We start from the raw sequence: 25,836 nt of genomic DNA, 5'->3' as shown, positions 1-25,836 counted from the left end.
CCTCCGGGAGAGCACAGCGGTGGGCGGATACGGCTCGCTCTGCTGCCCGCCGTCCGGGTCCGCGCTATTCGCGGGTGAGGAAGGGAAGCTGCGGGCGGACGCCGGCCCGGCCGGAGACGCCGCCGTCCGGGGTGGGGGCGCCGTAGGTGACGTCGACGCCCCGGTCGCGGGCCGCCCGGACGATCCCTGGGATGGCGCGTTCGGCCAGTGCGGAGATGGTGAGCGCCGGATTGACGGTGAGGGCGCCCGGTACCGCGGAGCCGTCCGTCACGAAGATGCCGGGGTGGCCGCGCAGTTCGTGCCGGTCGTCCAGGGCGGACGTGTGCGGGTCGTCGCCGATGCGGCAGGAGGCGAGCGGGTGGACGGTGTAGGCGCCCACCACGTCGTTGGTCCAGGGCATCACGCGGGCCAGTCCGTCGCGTTCCAGGATGTCCTTGACGACCGCGTCGGACTCGTCCCAGCCGCGCAGGGTGTTGGCGGTGGGCCGGTAGGAGATGGGGCCTCGGCCGAGCATCTGCTGGGAGATCCGGACGGCGTTCCCGGTCGGCGGCGGCGGGCCGAAGACGCCCTCGTTGTCGTCCTCGACCATCGTGAAGATGGTCAGCCAGGAGCGCCAGCGCCGGACCATCTCGGTCTTCTCCGCACCGAACCAGCTAGGGCCCTTGGCGTCGGGGACCTGGGCGAGGATGGTGCCGAAGCCTGGCGGGAAGTAGAGCTGTTCGAGCGAGAACCGGGAGTGCTCGGGCAGGTTGCCGTCGAGGTTGTCCCAGCTCGCCACGACCGGGCCCTTGCCGATCTGGTTGGCGAGATAGGCGGTGCCGTCGCCACGGTCCAGGCCCAGGAGGTCCCGGGCGCGCTCTTCGTTGATCACGGCGTTGTTGAGCCGCTCGCCGTTGCCGGAGAAGTAGCGTCCGACGGCGTGCGGCATCCCGCCGAGGTCGCCGGCGGAGCGCTGCAGGATGACCGGGGTGGCGCCGGCCCCCGCGGCCAGGATGACGATCTTGGCGTCGATGACGCCGCTGCCGTTGGTCAGCCGGTAGTCCGTGTCGTCGATGGTGTTGTAGTGCACCCGGTAGCCGCCGCTGTCGGTGCGGGTGAGCTTCTGCACCTCGTGGAGCGGCCGCACCTCGGCGCCGTGGGCTCGTGCCGCGGGCAGGTAGTTCAGCAGGAGTGAGCGTTTCGCGTCGAACCGGCAGCCGGCCATCATCCAGTTGCAGTTGGTGCACTTGGAGTTGTCCACGGCGGTGGGGACGGGGTTGGCGGTCCGCCCGGCGTGGTCGCAGGCCGCGGCGAACAGACCGCCGGCGTAGCTGACGTCCTGCCAGCTCTGGGTGGATACCGGCAGCGCCTCGCTGACCACGTCGTACCAGGGGTCGAGGGTGTCGCGGCTGATCGCGGCCGGCCACATCCGGCGGCCGATGCTTCCGGTGCGGTCGAAGACGAAGCGGGGCGCGCGGGGCATCGCTGCGAAGTAGACGACGCTGCCTCCGCCGACGCAGTTGCCGCCGAGCAGGCTCATACCGTCGCCGACGGTGAAATCGAAGATCCGGGTATAGGAGGAACCGAGGAGGAAGTCGTGCTCGAAGTCGTTGGATTCCAGCCACGGGCCCCTCTCCAGCACGGTCACCTTCGCCCCGCCCGCGGCCAGGTGGTAGGCGGAGATGGCTCCGCCGAATCCGCTGCCCACGATCAGCACGTCGGTCTGCTCGGTAGCGTTCACGCCAGGCTCCCGGAGGGTGTGGTGTCGGGGTGGAGCCGGGCGAGAGGGCGACCGTAGGAGAATTCGGCGAAGCGCCACTGCCCGTCGTGGGACGGGGGTGCGAAGCCCAGGGCGGCCAGCCCCGGGTGCCCGGCGGCGATCGCGTCGGCGGTGTGCAGGTGGGCACCGGTATCGAAGGCCATGTTGCTGAACAGGGCGAGACTGACCCACAGGTCGCGTTCGGGGTGGCCGGGGGCGGTCAGGACGGTCACCAGGCGGGTGCGCTCGGCGTAGGACAGTGCGACGAAGGGCGGCACCGCGGGGTCCGGCTCGGCCGGTTCCCCGGCAGCGTGCAGCCGGGCGTGTGCGTTGAGGGCGTCGGCGAAGTCGTCCAGGGAGTCCGAGAGCCCGGTGGCAGCGGTCCGGAGCAGTTCGAGGGCGCCGGCCGCCACCGCGCCGGGACCGGGTACGACGCCGGCCACAGCCCGGTCCTCGTCGTTGCGTTTCGCACCGGGAACTATGGTGTCGGCGAAGGCCTCCAACGTGCTGACTTTGTCCTGATTTAACATCGGTTGAATGGAAGGCATTCCTTCTCCATTTCGGTGTGCGGGCCCGATGTGAACTCGGCGGCGACTCGGCATGCCGGAAGCCTCTCTCCGTGCACTGATCCTCCGCCGCGGGGATGATCAAAGCATCTCCGCCATTGCTGTAACTCCGCGCCTAAAGGATTCCGCATATGCCCATGGGTCATTCGTGGCAAACATCGATTTCGTGGTTGCCCGGCCCCTTACCGGTCGCTAATAATGTCGCGGAGCCGACCGACTTCACCTGGCGTGAAACGATCGGCTCACAGGCGTGACCGATCGGCATCCGTCTCGGCTTCGGAGGACAGAATGCACAGTGCACAGTGCACAGTGTCAGGGATCGAGAGGGCCGTGGAGCAGTCGATCCGCATCATGCGGAACAAGCTCTCGGAGCCCCTGAGCATCGATGACATGGCTAGATTCGCCATGTACAGCAAATTTCACTTCTCTCGCGAATTCCATCGGCTCACCGGGATTTCACCGAAACGTTTCCTCTCCGCGCTGCGGATACAGGAGGCCAAGCGGCTGCTGTTAACCACCGGCATGACGGTCACGGACATCAGCTGCAGCGTCGGATACAGCAGCGTCGGAACGTTCAGCTCACGCTTCACGAACAGCGTCGGACTTCCGCCTTCGCTGTACCGGCAGTTCGGTGGATACGCGACGCAGATAAACGTCGCAAGAAACATGGGCGCCGGAGAGTCGGTGCGGGGTTTCGTCACTGCGCCGACCGTCGCCGAATTAGGCCTTATTTTCCTGGGCATCTTCCCGACGAGAGTGCCGGAGGGCCGGCCCATTAGCTGCACGGTTCTCCTTACGCCCGGACCGTTCGAGATGAAGAACGTGCCGCCCGGCGTGTGGTATTTGCTGGGCCACTCCGTACCCGCCACCGCGCATGAGGCGCTGACGGACGGGCTGCCGGTCCATGTGGGATCTCTCGGTCCCCTGGAAATCCGTTCGCGAGCGGCGCATGCCGTCGTCGAATTCCCGCTGCGAGGCGTGCGGGTTCTCGATCCGCCGGTGCTGATGGCGCTCCAGCAGGTACGGTCGGCCGCCTTCGAGAACAACCCGGTGCAGCCCGTCGGATGACCTCCGGGTGCGAGCGCCGCCGTAATGCCTTCGGGGCCGGAGCCGCGTCGGGCGACCGGGACCTCGGTCGGTTCGGCGCCGGCGGCATGCGCCGGATCGGTCCCCGGGTCCTGGCCATGGCCCCTCCCACTGTCTTCTGACGGCGACCGCCGGTTCCCGCCCTCCAGGCGTTCGCCGCCGGGCGCAGCATGCCCTTCTCGGCCGGACCTTTCGGCGTGCCCAGAGCCCGGTGTCCGGGCACGGCCCGCCCGTCGGCCCGGCGCCCCGGACGCACCGACGGGGCCGCCCGGATGGTGTGTCCGGGCGGCCCCCGCCTTCTCGTCGTCTGCGGCGGACGTTCGTCAGGACGCGTCGAACGGACTGTTCTGGTACGCCGCCAGGGACCACACGCCGTCCTCGCCCCGTACCGCGACCCAGGACGCGCGTACCCTGCGCTCGGGCCGGAGCGTGTCCTCGCCGGGTGCGCGGACACCGCCCTCGGTGACCAGGACGGCCGCTTCGTCGCCGAGGAAGTTCACGGCGACCGGCGCGCCGGTGACCTGGGTGCCCTTGAACGGGCCGTCGAAGGCGGCCGCCATGAACGAACGGATGGCCTCCCTGCCCTGGCAGTGGACGCCGGGCATCACCATGCTGGCGTTCTCGGTGAAGATGTCCGCGAAGGCGGCGGCGTCATGAGCCGCCCACGCCGCCATGATGCGCTCCGGCAGGCCTGCGACGTCCTGCTCCCGCTCGTCGGCCGTGGTCGTGGTCGTGGTGTCAGTGGAGTTCATCGGATTCCTTGCCTCCGTGATGTGGGCACGATGCCGAGGGAACCGGGCGGGTACGAGTCCGGCTCCGTTCATCTGTCAGGTGCGCGACGACGGGTGCCAGTGGGCCGCGTGGAACGACGTCACCGGACCGGGCTTGGCCGTCAGCGGCCCGCCGTCGCCCGGTGCGGCCGCCGTCGTACGGTACGAGCGGCCGATCGCGGTTGCGCGGCCGCCCGGCTCGGGGCTGTCTCGATGCTCGCCCGCCACCTCGGTGGCGTACCACTCCCGGATTGCTCTGGATTCCATCGACCGCACTTCTACGTGGCCCGGTGTCCGGACCCGAGATCCCTGAGCAAGCCGGGAGATGCCGCCCGTTGGGCGATCCCCAATCGTGTCTGTGGGTCCTCCATGAATCGGGCCGGGCCCGGTGGATCCGCGGAACGCGCAGGGGGCGTCGCCGTCCCGCGCGAAGAGAGACAGGCGCGACCGGTGACGCCTGCCCTGATGACGAAGGAAAGGGAAAGCCGATGGCCGACGTGCGGCCCTATTACGAACTGCGCCATCTCGTCGGATTCGAGGAGACCAACCTGGTCGGCAACGTCTACTACGTCAACTACGTCCGCTGGCAAGGCCGGTGCCGGGAGATGTTCCTGCTGGACATGGCCCCCGAAGTGCTCGACGACATCCGCGACGACCTGAAACTGTTCACCGTCTCGGTGGGCTGCGAGTTCTTCGCCGAGATCACCGCCTTCGACCAGCTCGCGATCCGAATGCGCCTGGAGGAGCTGACCGAGACCCAGCTCGTCTTCACCTTCGACTATCTGCGGCTGCACGAGGACACCGAGAACCTGGTGGCCCGCGGCCGGCAACGGGTGGCCTGCATGCGCGGCCCCAACGGCGACACCCGCCCCACCAGGGTGCCCGACGCCCTGCGGCTGGCCCTGGAACCGTACGCCGCGCGGGTGTCGGCCTCGGTCCCCACGAGCGGAGGCTGAGGCGCCGACGGACATGCCCGGTGCGCGGTCCTGGTACAGGGGCCGCGCCGTGCGTTCCGGCGCGGGAGGGCGTGCTGTTCAGGTGGGAGACGTACGCCGCGATCAGCTCGCGCTCCCCGCGGCTCAAGGAGGCCGGCTCCCGCGGCAGTACGTCGGCGAGTTGGTCGAGCGGCGCGGCGGTGTCCGGACGCTGGGCCATCGGACCGCGGATGCCGGGCTCGTCGTTGCTGATCGTGACATGGGGCACGGGCACATCCTCGCGAGTCGTCCGATCGGCAGACGCATCCATGCTCCTGAGGGCGTCGCCCGTGACCGACTCCTCCGTTTCTCGATTCGGTCCGCCACCGCGTACCCGTCCCCCGCTCCGTCCCCTTCCGTCCGCCGTCCCGGATATCCGGCAACCGGGAAGAACGAAACGCTCTCCATCCCCTTTTACGCTGTCGCCGCATCCGACAGCCGACAAGGAGATCCGTTGTGGCAGACATCGATGAATTACCGGTTCGTGGGAGCGGCGTCGGCACCGGCGCGAGAGAGGTGCGGCGGCGCGGCCTCCTGCTGGTCGTCAGTATCGTCGCCGGATTTCTGCTGACCGTGATCTGGTCGGCCGAGTTCGTCGACAAGACGGTCGGCGGCACTATCGCCAGGTCGATTCTCGGTCGTGATCCGGAGACGTCCCCGCTCGCCTCGGTGGCGGCCGGGACGGCCTTCGCCTTCACGTCCGGTCTCGCCGGGACGTTCACCGCATGCAACATCGCGGTGTTCGGCACGGTCGCCCCGATGCTGAGCACCGTGAACAGCCGCGCCGGCCGGGCCGTCCAGGCGCTGAGGCCGCTCGGCTGGCTCTTCCTGGGAATGGCCGTGGTCTCGGCGGTGTACGGCGCGGTGGTCGGTCTGGTGGGTACGTCGATGCCGCAGTTCTCCGATGCCCAGCCCGCTCCGGGTGTGCTGTCGGGGCGTTCGGTCCAGTCGATGGTCACGTTCGGGGCGATCGGGCTGGCCATGTTCTACCTGGGGCTCAGCTCGCTGGGATACACCCGTGACCCGTTCGCCAAGGCGGCCCGCCGCTTCCCCCACGTCCAGCAGGTCTTCATGGGCGTGCTGGTCGGCGGCTTCCTCATCGGGCGGCCGTATCCGCTCTTCCGTCAGCTCTTCCGTGACGCGGCCGAGAGCGGCAACCCCCTCTACGGGGCGGCGGCGTTCGTGCTGCAGTCGATGGGCAACGTGGTGATCGTCGCGGTGCTCTTCTTCCTCATGGCCTACTTCGCCGGTGGGCGGCTGTCCGTCTGGCTGACGGCCAGGCCGGGCCGGATGGCCGCCGTGACGGCGGTGACCCTGATCGTCGCGGGCGTCTTCACCTTCCTCTACTGGGACGTCAGGATGCTCGCGCGCCGCGAGATCATCCCCTGGTACCCGATCGCGCCCTGGGCGGCCTGACGGCATCCGGCCCCGCCGCCCGGTCACGACCGGGCGCACGACATATGCGCATTCCCGAAGATGCCCGGCTCTTCGCCGCCGTCCGACGATAAGACCCTCGCCACCGCCTGGTGGCCGGCCGAGGAGGCACCGCGTGGCAACGGCAACGGGTTCTCTGCGCAGACTTCTGATGGCTCCGTCCCTGCGTGACGTGAGCTTCGCCGGACGCGGCTTCCCGGTGGCCGAGACCGCTGCCACCAGGCAACTGGAGACCATCCCGCAGACCGTGGTGACCGGCTTCGAATGGGGCATCGAGTCCAAGGACCTGTGGGAGACCGAGCGGCGACTGTCGCTGGTCGACCGGGAGGTGCAGGGCTTCGCGTACGAGGGCGCGACCATGGCCTCGGTCATCCGGGACTCGCTGCCCGGCCGCGGCGGGCGCACCCGGGAACTGCTCCAGGGCGCCGGGCGGCGGCACATCTTCCTCAACTACATCGGCATCGGCTTCGCCATGGCCAAGCTGCCCCGGCCGCTGTGGAAGAAGGTCATGCCCGACGACCTCGACGGCGAGGAGTTCTACCCGCCGATGAGCTGGCTCGCCGTCGACGGATACGGCTTCGACCGTGCCTACTTCGACCCCGCCCGCTGGGTCGACGACCAGCGTCTGGACACCCCCTACGCGTGGGAGGGGCGCCCGGACTACTTCCGGCGGGCGGTGGACCAGGGCATCGGCCGCGCCCTGTGGTTCATCCACGGTGCGCACGTCGGGCAGGTCAGCGCCGCCGTGCGCAGGTTCGCCTCCGAACGTGAGCCGGATCTGTGGGCGGGCGTGGGACTCGCCGCCACCTTCGCGGGCTGCTCCACGGCCGACGAACTAACCGCGCTGCGCGCCGAGGCCGGGGAGCTGAGCGGCCATGTGGCGCAGGGCTCCGTCTTCGCGGCGAAGGCCCGCCACTTCTCCGCCACCGTGCCCGAGCACACCCGGACCGCGCTGCACGCGCTGGCCGGGATCACCGTCGAGGCCGCGGCCGCGCTCGCCGACGACGCCGCGCCCGCGCCGGGTGCGGCAGGCGATGTCCCGACCTATGAACTCTGGCGCCGCGCGGTGCGTGCACAACTTGTCGCGCATACCCGTTGAGCATTCCTGGAGTAGCCGCACGGGTACCCGTATCGAATATCTTCGTCTAACGAACGGTAAATTCAGGCAAAGGATCGAGGGGCGGTTTTTCGGGTGTCCATCTTGCGTGCGCTGAGGCGCCGAGTCCTCACGCCCAATTTCCGGGAAACGAAAATGGAAACACGCAAGTTCCATGTCAAGAACGCGGAGGCGAAACAACAGCTGGAAACTGTCGGGACGAGCTTCCTCCAGGGATACGCCTACGCGGTCGAGGCACGCTCCGCGGACCAGGCGGCCGAGTGGCTGGAGACGGTTCCCCGGGCCTTCCGCGGGTTCGCGTACGAGGGCGCCGGAATGGGCGCCGTCATGCTCGACTCGCTGACGGGCGGCGACAAGCGGCTGACCGGAATCCTGGAGGGCAGGGGCCGGCACCACAACTACATGATCTACGTCGGCGTCGGCTGGGCGATGGCCAGACTGCCGAGGTTCATGTGGCCCGACGTGAGCGGTACCGACCCGGTGCTGCGCTGGCTGATCCTGGACGGGTACGGCTTCCACCAGGCGTACTTCAAGACCGACGCCTACGTCCGCAACCCGGCCCTGGAACACCCCTTCAGCTGGAAGGGAGGGCCGGACGCCTACAGCGCCCGCGTCATCGACCAGGGCATCGGCCGCGCCCTGTGGTTCGTCGGCGGCGCCGACCCCGACGTCGTCGCCGAGCTGATCGACGCCTATCCCGCCCACCGTCACGGCGACATGTACGCCGGCGCCGGGCTCGCCTGCACCTATGCGGGCTGCGCCGACGAGGACGAGCTGCTGCGCTTCGCCGAGCACGCGGGTACGCACCGGCCGAGTCTCGTTCAGGGCTCCGCGTTCGCCTGCGAGGCCCGGGAACGGGCGGGGACGACGACCGCCCACACCCACCTCGCCGCCCGGGTCCTGTGCGGCGGCCGTACCCCCGAGGAAGCGGCGCGGGTGTGCATCGATTCGAGGCCCGCTGGCTGCGAAGGCGGGGAGATCCCGGCCTTCGAGACCTGGCGGCGGCACATCGCCGCCGCCATCAGTTCCGTTCCGCACACATAGAAAGGCGCCGTCGCATGACACATCCAATTACCTGGCTGCGGAAGCAGACCCCCGGGCTCATCGCACTGATCCTCATGGTCGGCACTTTCTACGCGGTGAATCCGAGCGAATCCAGCGCCTCCGAAAAAGCTGAACTGGCGAAGAATTTCTCATTCGAGCCGCTGGCGATAGCCATGCCGGGGGGATACAAAAGGCAGAGCGTACGCAAGGTGAACAAGGCGTACAAGCACATCGAGGCGTGGATCTCCTCGGTGGGCTCGGGCGTCGCCATGAGCGACATCAACGGTGACGGGCTGCCCAACGACCTGTGCATCACCGACCCGCAGATCGACCAGGTCGTGATCACACCCGCGCCGGTGCCCGGACGGCCGAGTCCCTCGTACGCCCCGTTCGTGCTCGACCCGGCGCCGCTGCCCAAGAGCGACAGCATGGCTCCGATCGGCTGTGTCCCCGGCGACTTCAACGAGGACGGCCTGACCGACCTTCTCGTCTACTACTGGGGTCGCACCCCGGTCATCTTCCAGGCGAAGAAGGGGACCGGGCAGGACCCGCTGCCGATGACCGCGGAGCGCTTCGAACCCGTCGAGCTGGTCCCGGGCAACGGCGGCAGCGTCTACACCGGGCCGCTGTGGAACTCCAACGCCGCGGCCGTCGCCGACTTCGACGGCGACGGACACAACGACATCTACATCGGCAACTACTTCCCCGACAGCCCCGTCCTGGACGACACCGTGGACGGTGGGGTGACGATGAACGACTCGCTGTCGCACGCCCAGAACGGCGGCGGCGGCCACTTCTTCCGCTGGACCCCGACCGGCTACGAACAAGTGGAGGGCGTCCTGCCCGAGGGCATCGACCGGGGCTGGACGCTCGCGGCCTCCGCCATGGACCTGGACGGCGACCAGCTTCCCGAGCTGTACCTCGGACACGACTTCGGGACCTCCGCGCTCCTCCACAACGAGTCGAAGCCCGGAAAGTTCAAGTTCCGCGAGGTCAAGGCCGAGCACACGGCGACCATCCCCAAGTCCAAGGAGATCGGCCGCACCTCCTTCAAGGGCATGGGCATCGACTTCGCCGACCTGGACAACGACGGCATGTACGACGCGTTCGTCTCCAACATCACCACGTCGTTCGGTATCCAGGAGTCGAACTTCGCCTTCATGGCGACGGCCAAGGACAAGGCCGAGCTGCGATCCCAATTCCGGGACGGCGTCGCCCCGTACAAGGACGAGAGCGCCCCGCTCCACCTCGCCTGGTCCGGATGGGGCTGGGACGTGAAGATGGGCGACTTCGACAACGACGGCGTCCAGGAGATCGCCCAGGCCGTCGGCTTCGTCAAGGGCAAGCGCAACCGCTGGGCACAGCTCCAGGAACTCGCCACCGCCAACGACGAGCTGGTCAAACACCCCTACTTCTGGCCCAACATGCAGGAGGGCGACGACCTCGCCGGCAACCAGCACATGCGCTTCTTCGCGAAGAACAAGGACGGCAAGGCATACAGCGACCTGTCCGAACAGCTCGGCATGGCCGTGCCCGTGCCCAGCCGGGGCATCGCCACCGGCGACGCCGACGGTGACGGACGCCTCGACATGGTCGTCGCCCGCCAGTGGGAAGACCCCGTCTTCTACCACAACGTGAGCCCGGACCCCGGCGGCTTCCTGGGGCTCAAACTCACCGACGCGGCCGGTTCGCCCGTGATCGGCGCGCAGGTCACCGTGACCCTGCCCGACGGCAGCACCCGCCTGGGCCGCGTCGACGGCGGCAGCGGCCACTCCGGTAAGCGCAGCCAGGACGTGCACATCGGACTCGGCCGGAAGGCCGAGGGACCGATGCAGACCCATCTGACCTGGCGTGACCGCACCGGCCAGGTGCGCGACCAGGACCTCGAGTTGACCCCCGGCTGGCACTCGCTCCAGCTCGGCGCCGATGCCAAGGAGAAGTGACCGTGTCTGCCGCAACCGCAACGCCCGGGGCCGCCGCGCCCCGGCACGACGTGAAGGTCGTCACCGCACTTCGCCGGTTCGCGATCTCGATCTCCGTCCTCAACATCCTCGGATACACCGTCCTCGGCTTCGAACAGCCCTGGCTGTGGCCGTTCATCGCAGTCTTCACCGCCTACGTGGTGGAGATCGCGCTGGAGGCCGTCAGCGCCCGCGGTGAGAAGCGCGCACCCCGCTTCGCGGGCCGCGGGTTCAAGGGCATGGTGGAATTCCTCTTCCCCGCGCACATCACCGGCCTCGCCGTCAACATGCTCACGTACGTCAACGACCGCGTGTGGGTCATGGTCTTCGGCGTCATCGTCGCCGTCGGCACCAAGTGGGTGCTCCGCGCCCCGCTCAAGGGCCGCATGCGGCACTACATGAACCCGTCGAACTTCGGCATCGCGGTGATCCTGCTGCTCTTCCCCTGGGCCAGCATCGCCCCGCCCTACCACTTCACGGAGTACCTGCACGGCCCCGGCGACTGGGCCCTGCCCGCGGTCGTCCTGGTCCTCGGCACCATGCTGAACGCCAAACTGACGGGCCGTATGTGGCTGATCGGCGCCTGGCTGATCGGCTTCGCGCTCCAGGCCGTCGTCCGCGGCCTCCTCCTGGGAACCGCCATCCCCTCGGCACTGGGCATGATGACCGGGACAGCGTTCATCCTCTTCACGAACTACATGGTCACCGACCCCGGTACCTCGCCCTCCAAGCGGTCCTCCCAGATCGCCTTCGGCGCGGGCGTCGCGGCGATGTACGGACTGCTGACCGGGCTCGGCATCGCGTACGGCATCTTCTTCGCCACCGCCCTGGTGTGCCTCATCCGCGGCGGTTTCCTGTGGGGTCTCCACTTCCTCGCCAAGCAGCGTCCGGCCGTGGCCCAACCGGCGCAACGGGCCCCGGCACAGCAGACCCCGGCGGAGCCCGCGGAGCAGCTCGCCGCCGTACCGGCTCCCGCGACCGCTCCCGCCCCCGCTCCCGTGGACGCGGCCGCGGTCGCGGCGGTCCGCACCGGTGACCCGTGCCGGGACGGCACCTGCTTCCACGGCAAGTGCGCGTCCATGCGAGCGGCGGCGCAGCAGAAGAAGAAGGCGGCGGTGCCCGTATGAGCCGAATCGCGATCGTCGGCGTGTCCTGCAGCTACCCCGACGCCACCACCCCGCGCGAACTCTGGGAGAACGCGGTCGCCGGGCGGCGGGCCTTCCGCCGGCTGCCCGACGTGCGGATGCGCCTGGACGACTACTACGACCCGGACCCCACCGTCCCCGACAAGTTCTACGCCCGTAACGCCGCCGTGCTGGAGGGGTGGGAGTTCGACCGCATCGCCCACCGCATCGCGGGCAGCACCTACCGCTCCACCGACCTCACGCACTGGCTCGCGCTCGACACCGCCACCCGGGCGCTGGCCGACGCGGGCTTCCCGGCCGGGGAGGGGCTCCCCAAGGAGCGCACCGGCGTCGTCGTCGGCAACACCCTCACCGGTGAGTTCGCCCGCGCCAACGTGATGCGGCTGCGCTGGCCCTACGTACGCCGGGTGCTGGCCGACGCCCTCAAGGGGCAGGAGTGGAGCGACGAGCGCCTCGGCGAGTTCCTCGAAGGAGTGGAGGACGCCTACAAGAAGCCGTTCCCCGCCATCGACGAGGACACCCTCGCGGGCGGCCTGTCCAACACCATCGCCGGCCGGATCTGCAACCACTTCGACCTCAACGGCGGCGGATACACCGTCGACGGCGCGTGCTCGTCCTCGCTCCTGTCGGTCACCACCGCCTCCGCCTCCCTGCTGAACGGGGACCTCGACATCGCCGTCGCCGGAGGCGTCGACCTGTCCCTCGACCCCTTCGAGATCATCGGCTTCGCCAAGACCGGAGCGCTCGCCAGAAAAGAGATGCGGCTCTACGACCGGGGCTCCAACGGCTTCTGGCCCGGCGAGGGCTGCGGCATGGTCGTCCTGATGCGCGAGGAGGACGCCCTCGCCGCGGGACACCGTATCTACGCCTCGATCGCCGGCTGGGGCATCTCCTCCGACGGACAGGGCGGCATCACCCGCCCCGAGGTCAGCGGCTACCAGCTCGCCATGGCCCGCGCCTACGAACGGGCCGGCTTCGGCATCGACACCGTCCCGCTCTTCGAGGGCCACGGCACCGGCACCGCCGTCGGCGACGCGACCGAGCTCAGGGCGATCATGGGCGCCCGCGCCCAGGCCGACCCCCACGCCCCCACCGCCGTCATCAGCTCCATCAAGGGCATGATCGGCCACACCAAGGCCGCCGCCGGAATCGCCGGACTGATCAAGGCCACGATGGCCCTGGACGCCGAGATGCTGCCGCCCGCCATCGGCTGCGTCGACCCGCACGAGCTGCTCACCGACGAGTCGGCCAACCTGCGGGTACTGCGCAAGGCGGAGGCCTGGCCCAGCGGCACACCGCTGCGCGCCGGGATCACCGCCATGGGATTCGGCGGGATCAACACCCATGTCGTCCTCGACAAGGCCGCCCCCGTGGGACGCCGGACCACCAGCCGCCGCGCCACCACCCTGGCCAACTCGCTCCAGGACGCCGAACTGCTGCTCCTGGACGCCGCGTCACCGCAGGCGCTCAAGGAACGCCTCACCCAAGTAGCCGACTTCGCCGCCAAGGTCTCCTACGCCCAGCTCGCCGACCTGGCCGCCGTCCTCCAGCGCGAACTGCGCGAACTCCCCTATCGGGCGGCCGCCGTCGTCACCTCACCGGAGGATGCCGAACTGCGGCTGCGACGGCTGGCCGAGACGCCGGACACGGACGGAGACATCGCGCTCTCCCCCGACGGCCGTGCCTTCCTCGGCCGGGCGAGGGACACCGCCCGCATCGGCTTCCTCTTCCCGGGCCAGGGCTCGGGCACCTCGACCGGCGGTGGCGCGCTCGCCCGCCGCTTCACCGAGGCCGCCGACGTGTACCGGCGGGCCGAGCTGCCCACCACCGGCGACATGGTCGCCACGGACGTGGCCCAGCCCCGCATCGTCACCGGCTCCACCGCCGGACTGCGCGTCCTGGACGCGCTCGGCATCGAGGCCGACGTCGCCGTCGGCCACAGCCTCGGCGAACTCTCCGCCCTGCACTGGGCGGGCGCCCTGGACTCCACCACCCTGCTGGCGGCGGCCCGGGTCCGGGGAGCGGCCATGGCCGCGCACAGCGCCTCGGGCACCATGGCCTCGCTGGCCGCCACCCCCGAGCAGGCCGGGGAACTCATCGAAGAGCTGCCCGTCGTCATCTCCGGCTACAACGGCCCCCAACAGACCGTCGTCGCCGGAACCGTCGACGCCATCGCCGCTGTCACCGAACGGGCCGGCCGGGCCGGTGTCGCCTGCACCGGCCTCGCGGTCTCGCACGCCTTCCACTCGCCCCTGGTCGCTCCGGCCGCCGACGCCTTCGGCGACTGGCTCGCCGGGGTGCGCCTGGACGAGGTGAACCGCCGGGTCGTCTCCACCGTCACCGGCGGAGCACTGGAGAGCGACACCGACCTGTCCAAGCTGCTGCAACAGCAGATCACCGACCCGGTGCTGTTCACCCAGGCGGTGCGGTCGGCCGCCCGCGACGTCGACCTGTTCGTCGAGGTCGGCCCCGGCCGGGTGCTCGCCGGCATGGCGGCGGCCACCGCCGACGTACCGGCTGTCGCCCTCAACACCGACGACGAGTCCCTGCGCGGACTGCTCCAGGTCGTCGGCGCCGCCTATGTGCTGGGCGCCCCGCTCATCCACGAACGGCTCTTCAACGACCGGCTGACCCGGCCGCTGGAGGTCGGCGCCGAGTTCAGCTTCCTGGCCAACCCCTGCGAGCAGGCGCCCGACGTCGCCCTGCCCGCCACACGCGGCCCCCAGGCCGAGGACGCCGGCGACGGCGTCACCGCAGAGGCCGGCGGCTCGGCCGGGGTGCCGGCGCTCGACGTGCTGCGCGCCCTGGTCGCCGAACGGGCGGAGCTGCCGCCCGAGCTGGTCGACGACAACAGCAGCCTCCTGGACGACCTGCACATGAGCTCGATCACGGTCGGCCAGATCGTCAACCAGGCCGCCGTCCAGCTCGGCCTCACCGCCGCCCATGTACCGACCAACTTCGCCACCGCCACGTTGGCCGAACTGGCCGAGGCGCTCACCACGCTCGCCGAGACGGGCGGCGCCGTCCCCGCCCCCGCCCCCGTCGTGGCGGGCGCCGCCGCATGGGCCCGTCCCTTCGCCGTCGAGCTCGACGAGGTTCCGCTGTCCCCGCCCGTCCTGGGCGAGGGCAACGGAACCTGGGAGCTGTTCACCGCCCAGGACCACCCCTTCGCCCAGGATGTGCGAAGCGCCCTGGAGAACGCCGCGGTGGGCTCCGGGGTGCTGGTCTGCCTGCCACCCGCCTGCTCCCGGGAGCAGATCGAGCACGCGCTGAACGGCGCCAGGGCCGCCCTCGCCGGCGACCGCGAGCGCCGCTTCGTCCTGGTGCAGCACGGCCGGGGCGCGGCCGGACTGGCCAAGACCCTCCACCTGGAGGCGCCCCACCTGCGGACCACCGTCGTCCACACCCCGGTGGCCGACGGCGCCGCGGACCGGGTGGCCGCCGAGGTCGCCGCGACCACCCGCTTCAGCGAGGTCCATCTCGCCGCGGACGGCACCCGCCGTGTCCCGGTACTGCGTGCCCTGCCGGTCCGCGCCGAGCGTACCGAGCAGGTCCTGAAGGACTCCGACGTCCTGCTCGTCACCGGCGGCGGCAAGGGCATCACCGCCGAGTGCGCCCTGGCCGTGACCCGGCAGACCGGCGTCAAGCTGGCTGTTCTCGGCCGGTCGGACCCTGCCCTGGACGAGGACCTCGCCGCGAACCTGCGGCGGATGGCGGACAGCGGGGCCACCGTGCGCTACGCCGCCGCCGATGTCACCGACCCGGCGGGCGTCGCCGCGGCCGTCGCCGAACTCACCGACGCGCTCGGCCCCGTCACCGCCGTGCTCCATGGGGCGGGCCGCAACGAGCCCGCCTCCCTCACTGGCCTCGGCATGGACGACTTCCACACCACGTTCGCCCCCAAGGTCGACGGGCTGCGCACCGTCCTGGACGCCGTCGGCGAGGAGAACCTGAAACTCCTCGTCACCTTCGGCAGCATCATCGGCCGGGCCGGACTGCGCGGCGAGGCGCACTACGCCACCGCCAACGAATGGCTGGCCGACCTCACCGAGAAGGTCGCCCGCGACCACCCGGACTGCCGTGCCCTGTGCATGGAATGGTCCGTGTGGTCCGGAATCGGCATGGGCGAGAAGCTCTCCGTCGTCGAGTCCCTGTCCCGCGAGGGCATCGTCCCGGTCTCACCCGACCAGGGCGTCGAGATCCTGCTGCGGCTGATCTCGGACCCGGACGCCCCCGTGGTAACGGTGATCAGCGGACGTACCGAGGGCATCGGAACGGTACGCCGCGACCTCCCGCCGATGCCGTTGCTGCGGTTCACCGGGAACCCACTGGTGCGCTACCACGGCGTCGAACTCGTCACCGAGGCCGAACTGAACGCCGGTACCGATCTCTACCTCGCCGATCACCTCCTGGACGACACCCTGCTGATGCCCGCCGTGATCGGCATGGAGGCCATGGTCCAGGTGGCGTCCGCGCTCACCGGACGCGGCGACGTACCGGTCATCGAAGGGGCGCGGTTCTTGCGGCCCATCGTGGTGCCGCCCGCGGGGACCACCCGCATCCGGATCGCGGCCACCGTCACCGACACCGACACGGTGGACGTGGCCATCCACGCGGAGGACACCGGCTTCGTCGCCGAGCACTTCCGGGCCCGGCTGGTCTACTCCGGCGCCGCGATCCCGGACGGGCCCCCGGCTCAGGTGGGCGGGGGCGTCCCGGCCGCCCCGCTGGACCCGGCGGCCGACCTGTACGGCGGTGTCCTCTTCCAGGGCGAGCGCTTCCAGCGGCTGCGCCGCTTCCACCGGGCCGCCGCCCGGCACGTCGACGCCGACGTGGCGGTCGCCGCGCCGTCCGGCTGGTTCGCCGGCTTCCTGCCGGACACCCTGCTGCTGGCCGACCCGGGGATGCGGGACGCGCTGATGCACGGGAACCAGGTGTGCGTCCCCGACGCGACCCTGCTGCCGTCCGGTATCGAACGGCTGTACCCGATGGCCGCCGGCGGCGACCTGCCGCAGGAGGTGCGCTACTGCGCCACCGAGCGCCACCGGGACGGCGACACCTATGTGTACGACATCGCGGTACGCACTGCCGACGGCGCGGTCGTCGAACGGTGGGAGGGGCTCACCCTGCACGCCGTCCGCAAGACGGATGGCTCCGGGCCGTGGGTCGCCCCGCTGCTCGGCTCCTACCTGGAGCGGACGGTGGAGGAGGTGCTCGGCACTCACCTCGACATCGCCGTCGAACCGGACCTGCCCGGCGCGAAGGAGTGCACCGACGAGCGCCGCGCGGCCACCGCACGAACCGTTCAGCGGGCACTGGGCGAGAGCGCCGAGGTGCGCTACCGGCCCGATGGACGTCCCGAACTCGCCGACGACCGGCGGATCTCGGCCGCCCACGGCCTGGGCGTGACCCTCGGGGTCGCCGCTGCGCGGACCGTGGCCTGCGACATCGAGGCGGTCCGCGTCCGAGGCGCCGCCGCATGGGCGGGGCTGCTCGGCGAGCACGCCGAGCTGGCCGCTCAGGTGGCCAAGCAGACGGGCGAGACCCCCGACACCGCGGCGACGCGTGTGTGGGGCGCCGTCGAATGCCTCAGGAAGGCCGGGCTGATGGCCGGGGTGCCCCTCACCCTGGCGCCGCAGGACCGGGCCGACTGGGTGGTCCTCACCGCGGGCGGGCTGCGTATCGCCACCTTCGTCACGGCGTTGCGCGACGCCCTGGAACCGGCGGTCCTCGCCTTCCTCGCCGAGAGCCCGGACGGCACCGCGCCCCGGGCCGCCGCCAGGACCCGGTCATGACCGGCCGGAGGAGGCGCCGCACGCACCGGCTCCCGGCCGCCGCCCCCGGTAACCGCACCGATCCCCGATCCGCTGGCACGAGCGCCGGCGCTTTGCGCGGCCGGGTCCGGCCGCTGGCAGGGAGGCAGACATGAGTCCGACCACCGTTCCGTCCATGGAGCTCGTCGACCTGGAGGACCACAAACAACTGCGGGGCGCGTTCGGCGCCTTCCCCACCGGGGTCACCGTGGTGACCGTCGGCGGGGACGCCCCGCGGGGCATGACGGCCAACGCGTTCACCTCCGTCTCCCTCACCCCGCCTCTGGTGCTGGTCTGCGTCGGCAAGGACGCGGTGATGCACGGCACTCTGGACCGTTCGCAGACGTTCTCGGTGTCGGTGCTCGATGTCGGGCAGGAGGCCGTGGCACGCCATTTCGCCGACCACTCGCGTCCCGTCGGAGCCGGCCAGTTCGACGCCGTCGGCTGGCAGCCCGGCCGAAAGTCCGGCGCACCGCTGATCGCCGGCGCCGTGGCACATCTGGAGTGCGAGAAGAGGAAGTTGTACGAGGGCGGGGACCACACGATCTTCGTCGGCGAGGTGCTCTCGGCGGTGCGCTGGCCGTTCCGTGAGGCCCTGCTGTTCTCCGGCGGCCGCTTCCGCCGGTTCGCCCCCGAACACGGCGAAGGCCAGGTGGCATGAGGATCGACCCGCCGGGCCCGCCGGTCAGCGCCCTGCCGGGGCTGCTGAGGAAGTTCGCGGTGGACCGCCTGGGGATGATGAAGGACGCGGCCGCCCTGGGAGACGCCGTGCGGGTCTCCATGGGGCCCAAGAACCTCTACATCTTCAACCGGCCCGACTACGCCAAACACGTCCTCGCCGACAACAGCGCCAACTACCACAAGGGCATCGGCCTCGTGCAGTCCCGCCGGGTTTTGGGCGACGGCCTGCTGACCAGCGACGGCGAGGTGTGGCGGGCCCAGCGCCAGGCGGTGCAACCCGCGTTCAAGCCGGGGCGCGTCAACCGGCGGGCGGACGCGGTCGCGGAGGAGGGCGCCAAGCTGGTCGCCCTCCTGCGGGCCCACGAGGGAGGCGGCCCGGTCGACATCCTCCAGGAGGTCACCGGACTCACCCTCGGTGTGCTCGGCCGCACCCTGCTCGACTCCGACCTCTCCTCCCAGGACACCCTCGCGCCCGCCTTCGAAGAGGTGCAGGACCAGGCGATGCTGGAGATGGTCTCCCAGGGCATGGTGCCCGGCTGGCTTCCGCTGCCTCCGCAGGCCCGCTTCCGCCGGGCCCGCCGGGAGCTGTACCGGGTGGCGGACCTGCTGGTGGCCGACCGCAGCGCGCGGATGGCCGATGGCGAGCCCGGCGACGACGCGCTGTCCCGGATCATCGAGGCCGCCGGGCGGCGGAACGGACCGCCCCGGCAGATCCGTCGACAGCTCCGGGAGGAGCTGGTCACCCTGCTGCTCGCGGGGCATGACACGACGGCCAGTACCCTCGGCTGGACGCTGCACCTGCTGGAGCGTCATCCCGAGGTCCGCGCGGCCGTCCGCGAGGAGGCCAGGAGCGTCCTGGGCGAACGCCTCCCGGACGTCAACGACCTGCACCGGCTGACCTGGACGACCATGGTCGTCCAGGAGGCCATGCGGCTCTACCCGCCGGTGTGGGTCCTGCCCCGGATAGCCCAGCAACGGGACGAGGTCGGCGGATACACCGTGTCGGCCAAGGCCGACGTCCTGATCTGCCCGTACATCATGCACCGCAACCCGCGCCTGTGGGAGGACCCCGAGCGCTTCGACCCCGAGCGCTTCGCCCCGCAGGCGTTGGCCAGCCGCCCCCGCTACGCCTACATACCCTTCGGCGCGGGACCGCGCTTCTGCGTCGGCAGCAACCTCGGCATGATGGAAGCGGTCTTCGTGACCGCGCTGGTCACGCGCGACCTCGACCTACGCACCGTTCCCGGGCACCGGGCGGTCGCCGAGCCCATGCTGTCGCTGCGGATGCGCGGCGGACTGCCGATGACGGTCAGCGCGGCGGACTGATGGACGCCCGGCCTGTGAGGAGGCAGCCCATGAGCGACAGCGACCACTCGTCCCGGACACCGGCCCGAGCGGCGCCCGGCACAGAGCCGCCGGCCGGCCCGGTCCTCGACTCGGCGGCGGCCTCGCCCGCCGCGTACAACGCGTCCACCGCTCAGGAGGCGGCCACCGCGCTGGTGCGCCTGCTGATGGAGCAGATGGGGTTCGGCCCCGACGACATCGCGCCGGGGGGCCGGGGCCCGGCCCACGAGCCGGTATGTCCTTCACGCGCCGAGAAGCACGTACCGGGGAAGAGCGGTCCCCGGGGCAGGGAGACCGCGTGGGAGGAGAGGGAGGAGCGGCGATGAGGCCGGTCGTGCGGGCCGTGCTGCGGGGTTCCCTGCGGCAGGTGCGGTACGTGGATGTGATCGCCCCGCGCCGCGCCCGGGGCCTGGTGGCGCAGGTGTACCGAGGGACGGAGCGGGACTTCGGGGTGCTCGCACCGCCCGTGGCGCTCCACTCGCCGGCCGCCGCATCGCTGGCTGCGACGTGGCTGATGCTGCGTGAGGTCCTGCTGGTCGACGGCCGGGTGAGCCGCGCGGTGAAGGAGACGGTCGCCACCGAGGTCTCCCGCGCCAACGACTGCCCGTACTGCGTCGGTGTGCACCAGGCGGTCCTCGGGACGCTGCCGCCGGACAGGACGGTCTCCCGGATCGCCGAGTGGGCCCCGGCGGCCGGGCGGCACGCCCCCGGAGACCCGGCCGGGAGCGCCCCGCTCCCGTTCACGTACGCGCAGGCGCCGGAACTCTGCGGCGTCGTGGTGACGTTCCACTACATCAACCGCATGGTGAGCCTCTTCCTGGCCGACTCCCCCATGCCCGCCCGGACGCCGACGCCCCTGCGCGGCCCCATCATGCGCACCACCGCCCTGACCATGCGTCCCGTCGCCCCGGGCCCGCTGGCGCCGGGCGGCTCGCTGGACCTCCTGCCCCCGGCCCCCCTGCCCCCGGGACTGGAGTGGGCACAGGGCAGCCCTCCCGTGGCCGAGGCCTTCGGGCGGGCCGTCGCCGCCGTGGACCAGGGGGCGCGGTGGGTGCCGGGACCGGTACGGGAGAGGCTGCGCTCGTGCCTCGACCGGTGGGACGGATCCGCCCCGGGGCTCGGCCGAAGCTGGCTCGACGAGGCCGTGTCGGCGCTTCCGGCCGAGGACGTGCCCGCCGCCCGGCTCGCCCTGCTGACCGCCTTCGCGCCGTATCAGACCCTCCCGGAGGACGTCGCGGCCTTCAGGAGCCGGTTCCCCACCGACCGCGAGCTCATCGAGCTCACGTCCTACGCCGCCCTGACCACCGCGGTGCGGATCGGCGGCCGGATCTCCGTGCCCCGCCCCGCCGGGCCGGCGTGAGACCGGCCCCGGGCACGGGCGGGTCGCGGGATCAGAAGAAGGGGCGGACGCCGGTGAGCCGCTCGGACTCCTCCCACAGGCGGCGCCGGACCTCCGGGTCGCGGGCCGCCCTGCCGGGACGGACGAGCCCGGGTGCGCCCCGTGTCTCGGTCACGCCGAGCGGCCCGTAGAACTCGCCGCCCCGCGCCCCGAGGTCGGTGGCGGCACGCAGAGCGGGCAGCATCCCCATGGCGGCGGGCTGGAGGAACAGCGGCGCGAACACGGAGCCGAACCTGCGCACGGGGGCCGGGAAGTCACGGCCCAGGCCGGTCGCGGCCAGCCCGGGGTGGGCGGCGAGAGAGGCCACGTCCGAGCCCGACTCCGTCAGTCTGTGGTGGAGTTCGAGCGCGAACAGGAGGTTGGCCAGCTTGGACTGGTTGTAGGCCCGGTAGCGGTTGTAGCGGCGTTCGCCGTCGAGGTCGCGGAAGTCGATGCGCCCCAGCCTGTGGAGGTAGCTGCTGATCGTCACCACGCGTGCGCCGCGCGCGGCCCGCAAGGTGTCCAGGAGCAGGCCGGTGAGGGCGAAGTGACCGAGATGGTTGGTGGCGAACTGGAGTTCGTGTCCGTCCGGGGTGCGGGCCCGGTCGGTCCACATCACGCCCGCGTTGTTGACCAGCAGGTCGATCCGGGCGAACCGCGCGCGCAGCTCCCTCGCCCCGGCCCGCACGGAGGTGAGATCGGCGAGATCCAGCTCCTGGACCGTCAGGGCGGCTGCGGGCACGCGGGCCCGGACGCGGTCTGCCGCGGCGGCCCCACGGTCCGGATCGCGTACGGCCAGCACCACGTGGGCGCCCCGTCGGGCGAGTTCCTCCGCCGTGTGCAGTCCGATGCCGGAACTCGCGCCGGTGACCACTGCGGTGGTGCCGGTCCGGTCCGGAACGTCTGCCGTGCTCCAACTGCGCCGGGTGCTCATGCGTCGTCCCTTCGGGCGGCGCTCTGGATCTCGGCCGCCACGCTCAGCAGCGCACGCAGCCGGCCGCTGACCGGTGCGGTGCCGGGGTCGGCCAGGACGGCCCCGACGGGCTCCTGGTCTCCCGCCGGCTGCGCGGCGGCGAACGCCCCGTGCGAGGAGGCGCAGAACTCGGTGCCGTTGAGCCGCGAGACGTGCGCCGCGATCAGCTCACGCTCTCCCGGGGCCGGCGAGGACGGCGCCCTCAGCAGAGCGTTCGCGAGGTCGCCCAGCGGTCCCCCGGTGTCGGGACGGTGGGCCATCAGGCCGCTGATTCCGGGGAGGTCGTTGTCCAGTGCGATATGGGGCATGGCTCTTCCTCCGGGAGAAGGGGGACAGATGGCCGACGAGGGCGGCGTGGCCGCGGAACGACGGGGCCTCGTGATGCCAGGAAGCTAATGAACCGGGCCGTCGGTGGCAACTGCCCGCCGGGCCTCGCGAACTCTCCGGTGTCGCGGCCGGACCTCCGACCGGCCGCGAGGACAGGACGATCGGGCCCTCTGCGATCAAGCCCCTGAGCAGCAGAGCCTGTTCGGCGAGGGACGTGACGGCCGGCGCCGCGCACACCACGGGTATGCCCCCGAGCCGTTCGGCAGGCCGCGGGCGTCCGCGAACCGGCCCCCGAAAGGAGCACGCCGGAAGAAGCCCTCCCGCGCGCGAGGCTGATGTGATGCTGAACTGCGGCGGTCAGACTGTCGCGGCTGGCGGGGCGGTAGAAGGCTCGCTCTGCTCCCAGTTCGTCCGGGATGAAGGTGTTCTCGGGCGCGACACAGACAGGCATAGCCGGCTGTCGTTGACGGCTGCGCAGGTTTGATGCGGTGGTCTGATCCGGCACGGTGAGGCCGGGAGCGAGTTCGACGGCGTCCTCGACCACAAGATCTCGGCGGATTACGTCTGCGAACGGACTGTTGGTCGCGATCGCGTTGCCAGATGGCCATCTCGAGGGCGTCCAGGACGAAGACGGTCTCCTTCGCGGTGGCCGCGGACCAGCCGACGATCCGGCGGGAGAAGGTGTCCACGACGAACGCGACGTAGACGGTCGTGGACCAGGTCTTCACGTGGGTGAAGTCCGCCGCCCAGCACCGGTTCGGGGCGGCGGCGACGAAGTCGCGGTCGACCAGGTCGGGAGCGCGCTCGACCTGGTCGCCGGGGACCGTGGTGATGACGCGTTTGCCGCGCACCGCGCCCTGGATGCCGAGCTCGCGCATCAGACGCTCGACAGTGCAGCGGGCCACCTCATGTCCCAACGAGCCACCTCAGGAGCGGGCCCGCGCTCGCCGTGTCCGGACGCAACACCCGGGGAGCCGCGCCATGGCCCAGCCGATCCCCACGTAGGCCATGTACGGGTGCGCGCCGCCGCGTCCGGCCAGCAGCCCGCTCAGGCGTTGCCCCTTGCTGCCGGGCAACGCGTCCAGAACGGAGCAGGCCATGGCAGCGCCCTCATGGGCGAATCCCCGGAACTCCCTGGGAATCCGCGCACTTCCAGACTGGTGTCGGAGAGCGCGGGGTCAATATTCGGCACCGAAGCGCACGTAATCCAGCCGTCACCTCGCAGTATCCCCTCGTCGAGTGATCCGAGTTCGTACTGCAAAGCCATGCAGAATGTACCGGGCGCTTCTGGGCCTCTGTCCAATCGAAATGTGCTCCCTCATTCTGGTTCCGTACACGTCGGCGCCGGGTCCGGGCGCGAATGCGTCGCGCGCCCTCCGCTGCGGCCTCCCCTATTCCGGTAGGGTTCCGACTGCTGGGAAGGTACGACGAAGGTGAGGTCCGGAATGCACAGTCCGGCGATTGTGTCGAGGGAAGAGTGGTTAGCGGCCCGGAAGGAGTTGCTGGCGCGGGAGAAACAGCTCGACCGGGAACGGGACGCGCTCAGCGCACAACGCCGGGCCCTGCCGATGGTCGAGATCACCAAGACGTACGCCTTCGACGGCCCGAACGGCACGGCAACCCTCGTCGATCTGTTCGACGGCCGCTGTCAACTCATCGTCTATCACTTCATGCTGGCACCCGACTGGGATGCCGGCTGCACCGGATGCTCGCTCCTTGCCGACAACGTCGGTCACTTGGCGCATTTGCATGCGGCCCGGACGTCTTTCGCCGTGGTGTCACGCGCGCCGCTCGCGAACATCACGAAATTCCGTGAACGCATGGGGTGGACCTTTCCATGGTTCTCCTCCCACGGCACGTCATTCAACTATGACTTCCACGTCACCATGGATGAGTCCGTGGCACCCGTCTTCTTCAACTTCCGCACGAAGGACGAACTACGGGAGGCCGGAATCGGCTCCTGGGCCCTGAGCGGCGAGCAGCACGGCCTGAGTGTCTTCCTCCGCGAGGGCACCCGCGTTTTTCACACCTATTCGACGTACTCGCGTGGCACCGATCTCCTCGTCGGCGCCTTCAATTATCTGGACCTGACTCCCCTCGGGCGCCAGGAGGAGGCCGGGATCATGAACTGGGTCCGTCACCACGACGACTACCAGGACCGCGACGGCCGAAGCGCGGACGACGGCTGCGGCCACTGCGGCACCTGACACCGGCCGCGTCCGGGGGCCGTCGGAGCCCCCACATGTCCCCGACGGCCCCTGGTTCACGATCGGCCCGGACGCAGCCGGAGGAGTTGCCCGTTCGCCTCGCCGAGCGACGTCGTCCGGTTGGTCGGGTAGATGTCATCGTTCGGCGCGACGGTGACCCCACCGGGGTGCTCCAGGCCCTCGCGGGCCAGGACCGTGCGCTTCCCGTTGTGTTCGATGCGCACCAGCCGCCCGGTCCGGTCGGGCGAGTAGAAGCCCTGCTCGGCCAGTTCGAGCACCAGCATCCGCCCCTGACGGTCGAAGGTGAGATCGATGATCCGGTGAACCCGCTCGTCACGACGGTCGGTTTCCACCGGGCACGAGCGCCGGATCCGGGCCTTCCCCATCCGATTCGGCTCGCCGCCGTACTCACTGATGCAGAAGGCGCCATCGGGCCCCCGCACGATGGCCGACGGCACGGACTCGGACGGGCTGCCGTCGATGACCTGGTCGGGCATCAGGGCGAGTATGCGGACCGAACCGCTGTCGGACGACACCCACAGGATGTCGTTGCCGCCGGCCTCCGCCACCAGTGTCCCGCCCGGCACGCGTGTGATCCCGTACGCGTTGGCATTGACGTCCGCGCGGTGCGGGTTGTACCGCTCCTCGAACGCGAGGAGGTCTCCGACCGGGCGGAGCCTGCCGTTGCGGTCGATGGTGCCGGTCTGCGCAAGACCTCGCGCCGCCGGGCTCAGCCCCTTCCGGGTGGACATCTCCGCACCGAGGCCGAAGACCACAAAGATGCGCCCGTGGCTCGCGTCGATGTCGTGCTGTCCGAACACACTGAAGTCGTTGATCACCGACGGGAACCCGGTGGCGATGCGTTCGGTCCTGCCGTTCCTCGGCGTGTACGAGGTGATGGCCCCGCTGGTGCCGAAGCAGGCGGGGTACCCTCCCACACCGGCCGCGCACGGAGCGGGCTCGACGCTCAGCCCGCGGAACGGGAGCGGCGTGTCCCGGCCGATCGCCGCTGACCCGCTCGCCCGGCTCCCGCCCGCGCTTGCCGCGCCCCGCTGCCCGGACGCTTCAGTCGGTACCCGGTGTCGGACGCCGAGCGGTACCCGGTCGAAGGCCAGTGGACGCACAACCGGGTGGAAGGCCTCATCGCCAACCCCAAGATGCTGAAACGCCAGATGTTCGGCCGGGCCGGCCTCGATCTCCTTCGCAAACGCGTTCTGCTCACACGGTGAGTCCCAGCTGTCCGGATCACAAGATCGCCGACAGAACCAAGACCCGTGA

The 25,836-nt window shown here is 70.7% G+C and carries 21 protein-coding genes and 3 pseudogenes; 14 read left to right on the top strand and 10 right to left on the bottom strand.

The window, feature by feature from the left end:
• Positions 1–64: 64 nt before the first annotated feature.
• On the bottom strand, positions 65–1,720 hold the full coding sequence (locus AMK22_RS33980; RefSeq protein WP_073791298.1) for an FAD-dependent oxidoreductase: 1,656 nt from the start codon (positions 1,718–1,720) through the stop codon (positions 65–67).
• Positions 1,717–2,286, bottom strand: a complete 570-nt coding sequence (locus tag AMK22_RS33975) for a DUF5987 family protein (RefSeq protein WP_073791297.1) — start codon at positions 2,284–2,286, stop codon at positions 1,717–1,719. The genes AMK22_RS33980 and AMK22_RS33975 overlap by 4 nt, the downstream gene beginning before the upstream one ends.
• 369 nt (positions 2,287–2,655) lie before the next feature.
• Here AMK22_RS33975 and AMK22_RS33970 point away from each other — a divergent pair, with 369 nt between their 5' ends.
• Positions 2,656–3,372, top strand: coding sequence for a helix-turn-helix transcriptional regulator (locus AMK22_RS33970; RefSeq protein ID WP_073791316.1), 717 nt, complete (start codon positions 2,656–2,658; stop codon positions 3,370–3,372).
• Positions 3,373–3,713: 341 nt separating this feature from the next.
• On the opposite strand, the gene AMK22_RS33965 is transcribed toward AMK22_RS33970, so the two are convergent.
• Together AMK22_RS33965 and AMK22_RS39285 are read right to left on the bottom strand one after the other, a co-directional pair.
• A complete protein-coding gene (locus AMK22_RS33965) occupies positions 3,714–4,142 on the bottom strand; it encodes an SgcJ/EcaC family oxidoreductase (protein WP_073791287.1) in 429 nt (142 codons plus the stop codon).
• A 75-nt stretch (positions 4,143–4,217) separates the two neighbouring features.
• Positions 4,218–4,427, bottom strand: a complete 210-nt coding sequence (locus AMK22_RS39285) for a hypothetical protein (protein WP_143203638.1) — start codon at positions 4,425–4,427, stop codon at positions 4,218–4,220.
• A gap of 221 nt (positions 4,428–4,648) precedes the next feature.
• Between AMK22_RS39285 and AMK22_RS33960 the strand changes: the two genes are divergently transcribed.
• Positions 4,649–5,116 (top strand): acyl-CoA thioesterase, encoded by a 468-nt coding sequence (locus AMK22_RS33960; protein WP_199883388.1) that lies wholly within the window; start codon positions 4,649–4,651, stop codon positions 5,114–5,116.
• Between the two features lie 43 nt (positions 5,117–5,159).
• Here the strand turns inward: AMK22_RS33960 and AMK22_RS41540 are convergent.
• Positions 5,160–5,363 (bottom strand): annotated as a pseudogene (locus AMK22_RS41540) (carboxymuconolactone decarboxylase family protein); the annotation flags it as partial.
• 227 nt (positions 5,364–5,590) lie between these two features.
• Here AMK22_RS41540 and AMK22_RS33950 point away from each other — a divergent pair.
• The 10 genes from AMK22_RS33950 (at position 5,591) to AMK22_RS33905 (ending at position 21,033) form a co-directional block, all read left to right on the top strand.
• A complete protein-coding gene (locus AMK22_RS33950) occupies positions 5,591–6,550 on the top strand; it encodes a hypothetical protein (RefSeq protein ID WP_199883387.1) in 960 nt (319 codons plus the stop codon).
• 133 nt (positions 6,551–6,683) lie between these two features.
• Positions 6,684–7,667, top strand: coding sequence for a DUF1702 family protein (locus AMK22_RS33945; protein ID WP_073791285.1), 984 nt, complete (start codon positions 6,684–6,686; stop codon positions 7,665–7,667).
• A gap of 93 nt (positions 7,668–7,760) precedes the next feature.
• Entirely contained in the window at positions 7,761–8,729 is a 969-nt protein-coding gene (locus AMK22_RS33940) for a DUF1702 family protein (protein WP_073791283.1), read from the top strand.
• 14 nt (positions 8,730–8,743) lie between these two features.
• On the top strand, positions 8,744–10,672 hold the full coding sequence (locus tag AMK22_RS33935; protein WP_079186558.1) for a CRTAC1 family protein: 1,929 nt from the start codon (positions 8,744–8,746) through the stop codon (positions 10,670–10,672).
• A 2-nt stretch (positions 10,673–10,674) separates the two neighbouring features.
• A complete protein-coding gene (locus AMK22_RS33930) occupies positions 10,675–11,817 on the top strand; it encodes an enediyne biosynthesis protein (RefSeq protein WP_073791280.1) in 1,143 nt (380 codons plus the stop codon).
• Entirely contained in the window at positions 11,814–17,630 is a 5,817-nt protein-coding gene (locus AMK22_RS33925; RefSeq protein WP_073791278.1) for a type I polyketide synthase, read from the top strand. The genes AMK22_RS33930 and AMK22_RS33925 overlap by 4 nt, the downstream gene beginning before the upstream one ends.
• A gap of 130 nt (positions 17,631–17,760) precedes the next feature.
• Positions 17,761–18,309: an NADH-dependent FAD reductase SgcE6 gene (gene sgcE6 / locus AMK22_RS33920; protein WP_073791277.1), complete on the top strand. Its 549-nt coding sequence runs from the start codon at positions 17,761–17,763 to the stop codon at positions 18,307–18,309.
• Complete coding sequence (locus AMK22_RS33915) at positions 18,306–19,655, top strand: cytochrome P450 (protein ID WP_073791275.1); 1,350 nt, start codon at positions 18,306–18,308, stop codon at positions 19,653–19,655. The genes sgcE6 and AMK22_RS33915 overlap by 4 nt, the downstream gene beginning before the upstream one ends.
• A 29-nt stretch (positions 19,656–19,684) precedes the next feature.
• A complete protein-coding gene (locus AMK22_RS33910) occupies positions 19,685–19,999 on the top strand; it encodes a hypothetical protein (RefSeq protein ID WP_073791273.1) in 315 nt (104 codons plus the stop codon).
• Positions 19,996–21,033, top strand: a complete 1,038-nt coding sequence (locus AMK22_RS33905; RefSeq protein WP_073791272.1) for a carboxymuconolactone decarboxylase family protein — start codon at positions 19,996–19,998, stop codon at positions 21,031–21,033. The genes AMK22_RS33910 and AMK22_RS33905 overlap by 4 nt, the downstream gene beginning before the upstream one ends.
• 31 nt (positions 21,034–21,064) lie before the next feature.
• On the opposite strand, the gene AMK22_RS33900 is transcribed toward AMK22_RS33905, so the two are convergent.
• The 4 genes and pseudogenes from AMK22_RS33900 to AMK22_RS33885 all read right to left on the bottom strand — a co-directional run.
• Positions 21,065–21,985, bottom strand: a complete 921-nt coding sequence (locus AMK22_RS33900) for an oxidoreductase (RefSeq protein ID WP_073791270.1) — start codon at positions 21,983–21,985, stop codon at positions 21,065–21,067.
• 11 nt (positions 21,986–21,996) lie between these two features.
• Positions 21,997–22,332: pseudogene (locus tag AMK22_RS33895) on the bottom strand (carboxymuconolactone decarboxylase family protein); the annotation flags it as partial.
• Positions 22,333–22,527: 195 nt separating this feature from the next.
• On the bottom strand, positions 22,528–23,229 hold the full coding sequence (locus tag AMK22_RS42515) for a DDE-type integrase/transposase/recombinase (protein ID WP_443333337.1): 702 nt from the start codon (positions 23,227–23,229) through the stop codon (positions 22,528–22,530).
• Between the two features lie 37 nt (positions 23,230–23,266).
• Positions 23,267–23,493 (bottom strand): annotated as a pseudogene (locus tag AMK22_RS33885) (DUF1702 family protein); the annotation flags it as partial.
• A gap of 303 nt (positions 23,494–23,796) precedes the next feature.
• Here AMK22_RS33885 and AMK22_RS33880 point away from each other — a divergent pair.
• The gene (locus tag AMK22_RS33880; protein ID WP_073791268.1) at positions 23,797–24,558 is read left to right on the top strand and encodes a DUF899 domain-containing protein; all 762 of its coding nucleotides are present in this window, start codon (positions 23,797–23,799) and stop codon (positions 24,556–24,558) included.
• A 56-nt stretch (positions 24,559–24,614) separates the two neighbouring features.
• On the opposite strand, the gene AMK22_RS33875 is transcribed toward AMK22_RS33880, so the two are convergent.
• On the bottom strand, positions 24,615–25,682 hold the full coding sequence (locus AMK22_RS33875) for a ScyD/ScyE family protein (protein ID WP_274535464.1): 1,068 nt from the start codon (positions 25,680–25,682) through the stop codon (positions 24,615–24,617).
• On the opposite strand from AMK22_RS33875, the gene AMK22_RS39780 reads away from it, so the two are divergent.
• A complete protein-coding gene (locus AMK22_RS39780) occupies positions 25,638–25,787 on the top strand; it encodes a hypothetical protein (RefSeq protein ID WP_158072117.1) in 150 nt (49 codons plus the stop codon). The two genes, AMK22_RS33875 and AMK22_RS39780, sit on opposite strands and share 45 nt — an antisense overlap.
• The last annotated feature ends 49 nt before the right edge of the window (positions 25,788–25,836 follow it).

This window comes from Streptomyces sp. CB01580 (assembly GCF_001905795.1).
GTDB lineage: Bacteria > Actinomycetota > Actinomycetes > Streptomycetales > Streptomycetaceae > Streptomyces.
The sequence above is the reverse complement of the archived record's forward strand: the minus strand, read 5'-3'. Positions and strand labels throughout refer to the sequence as shown.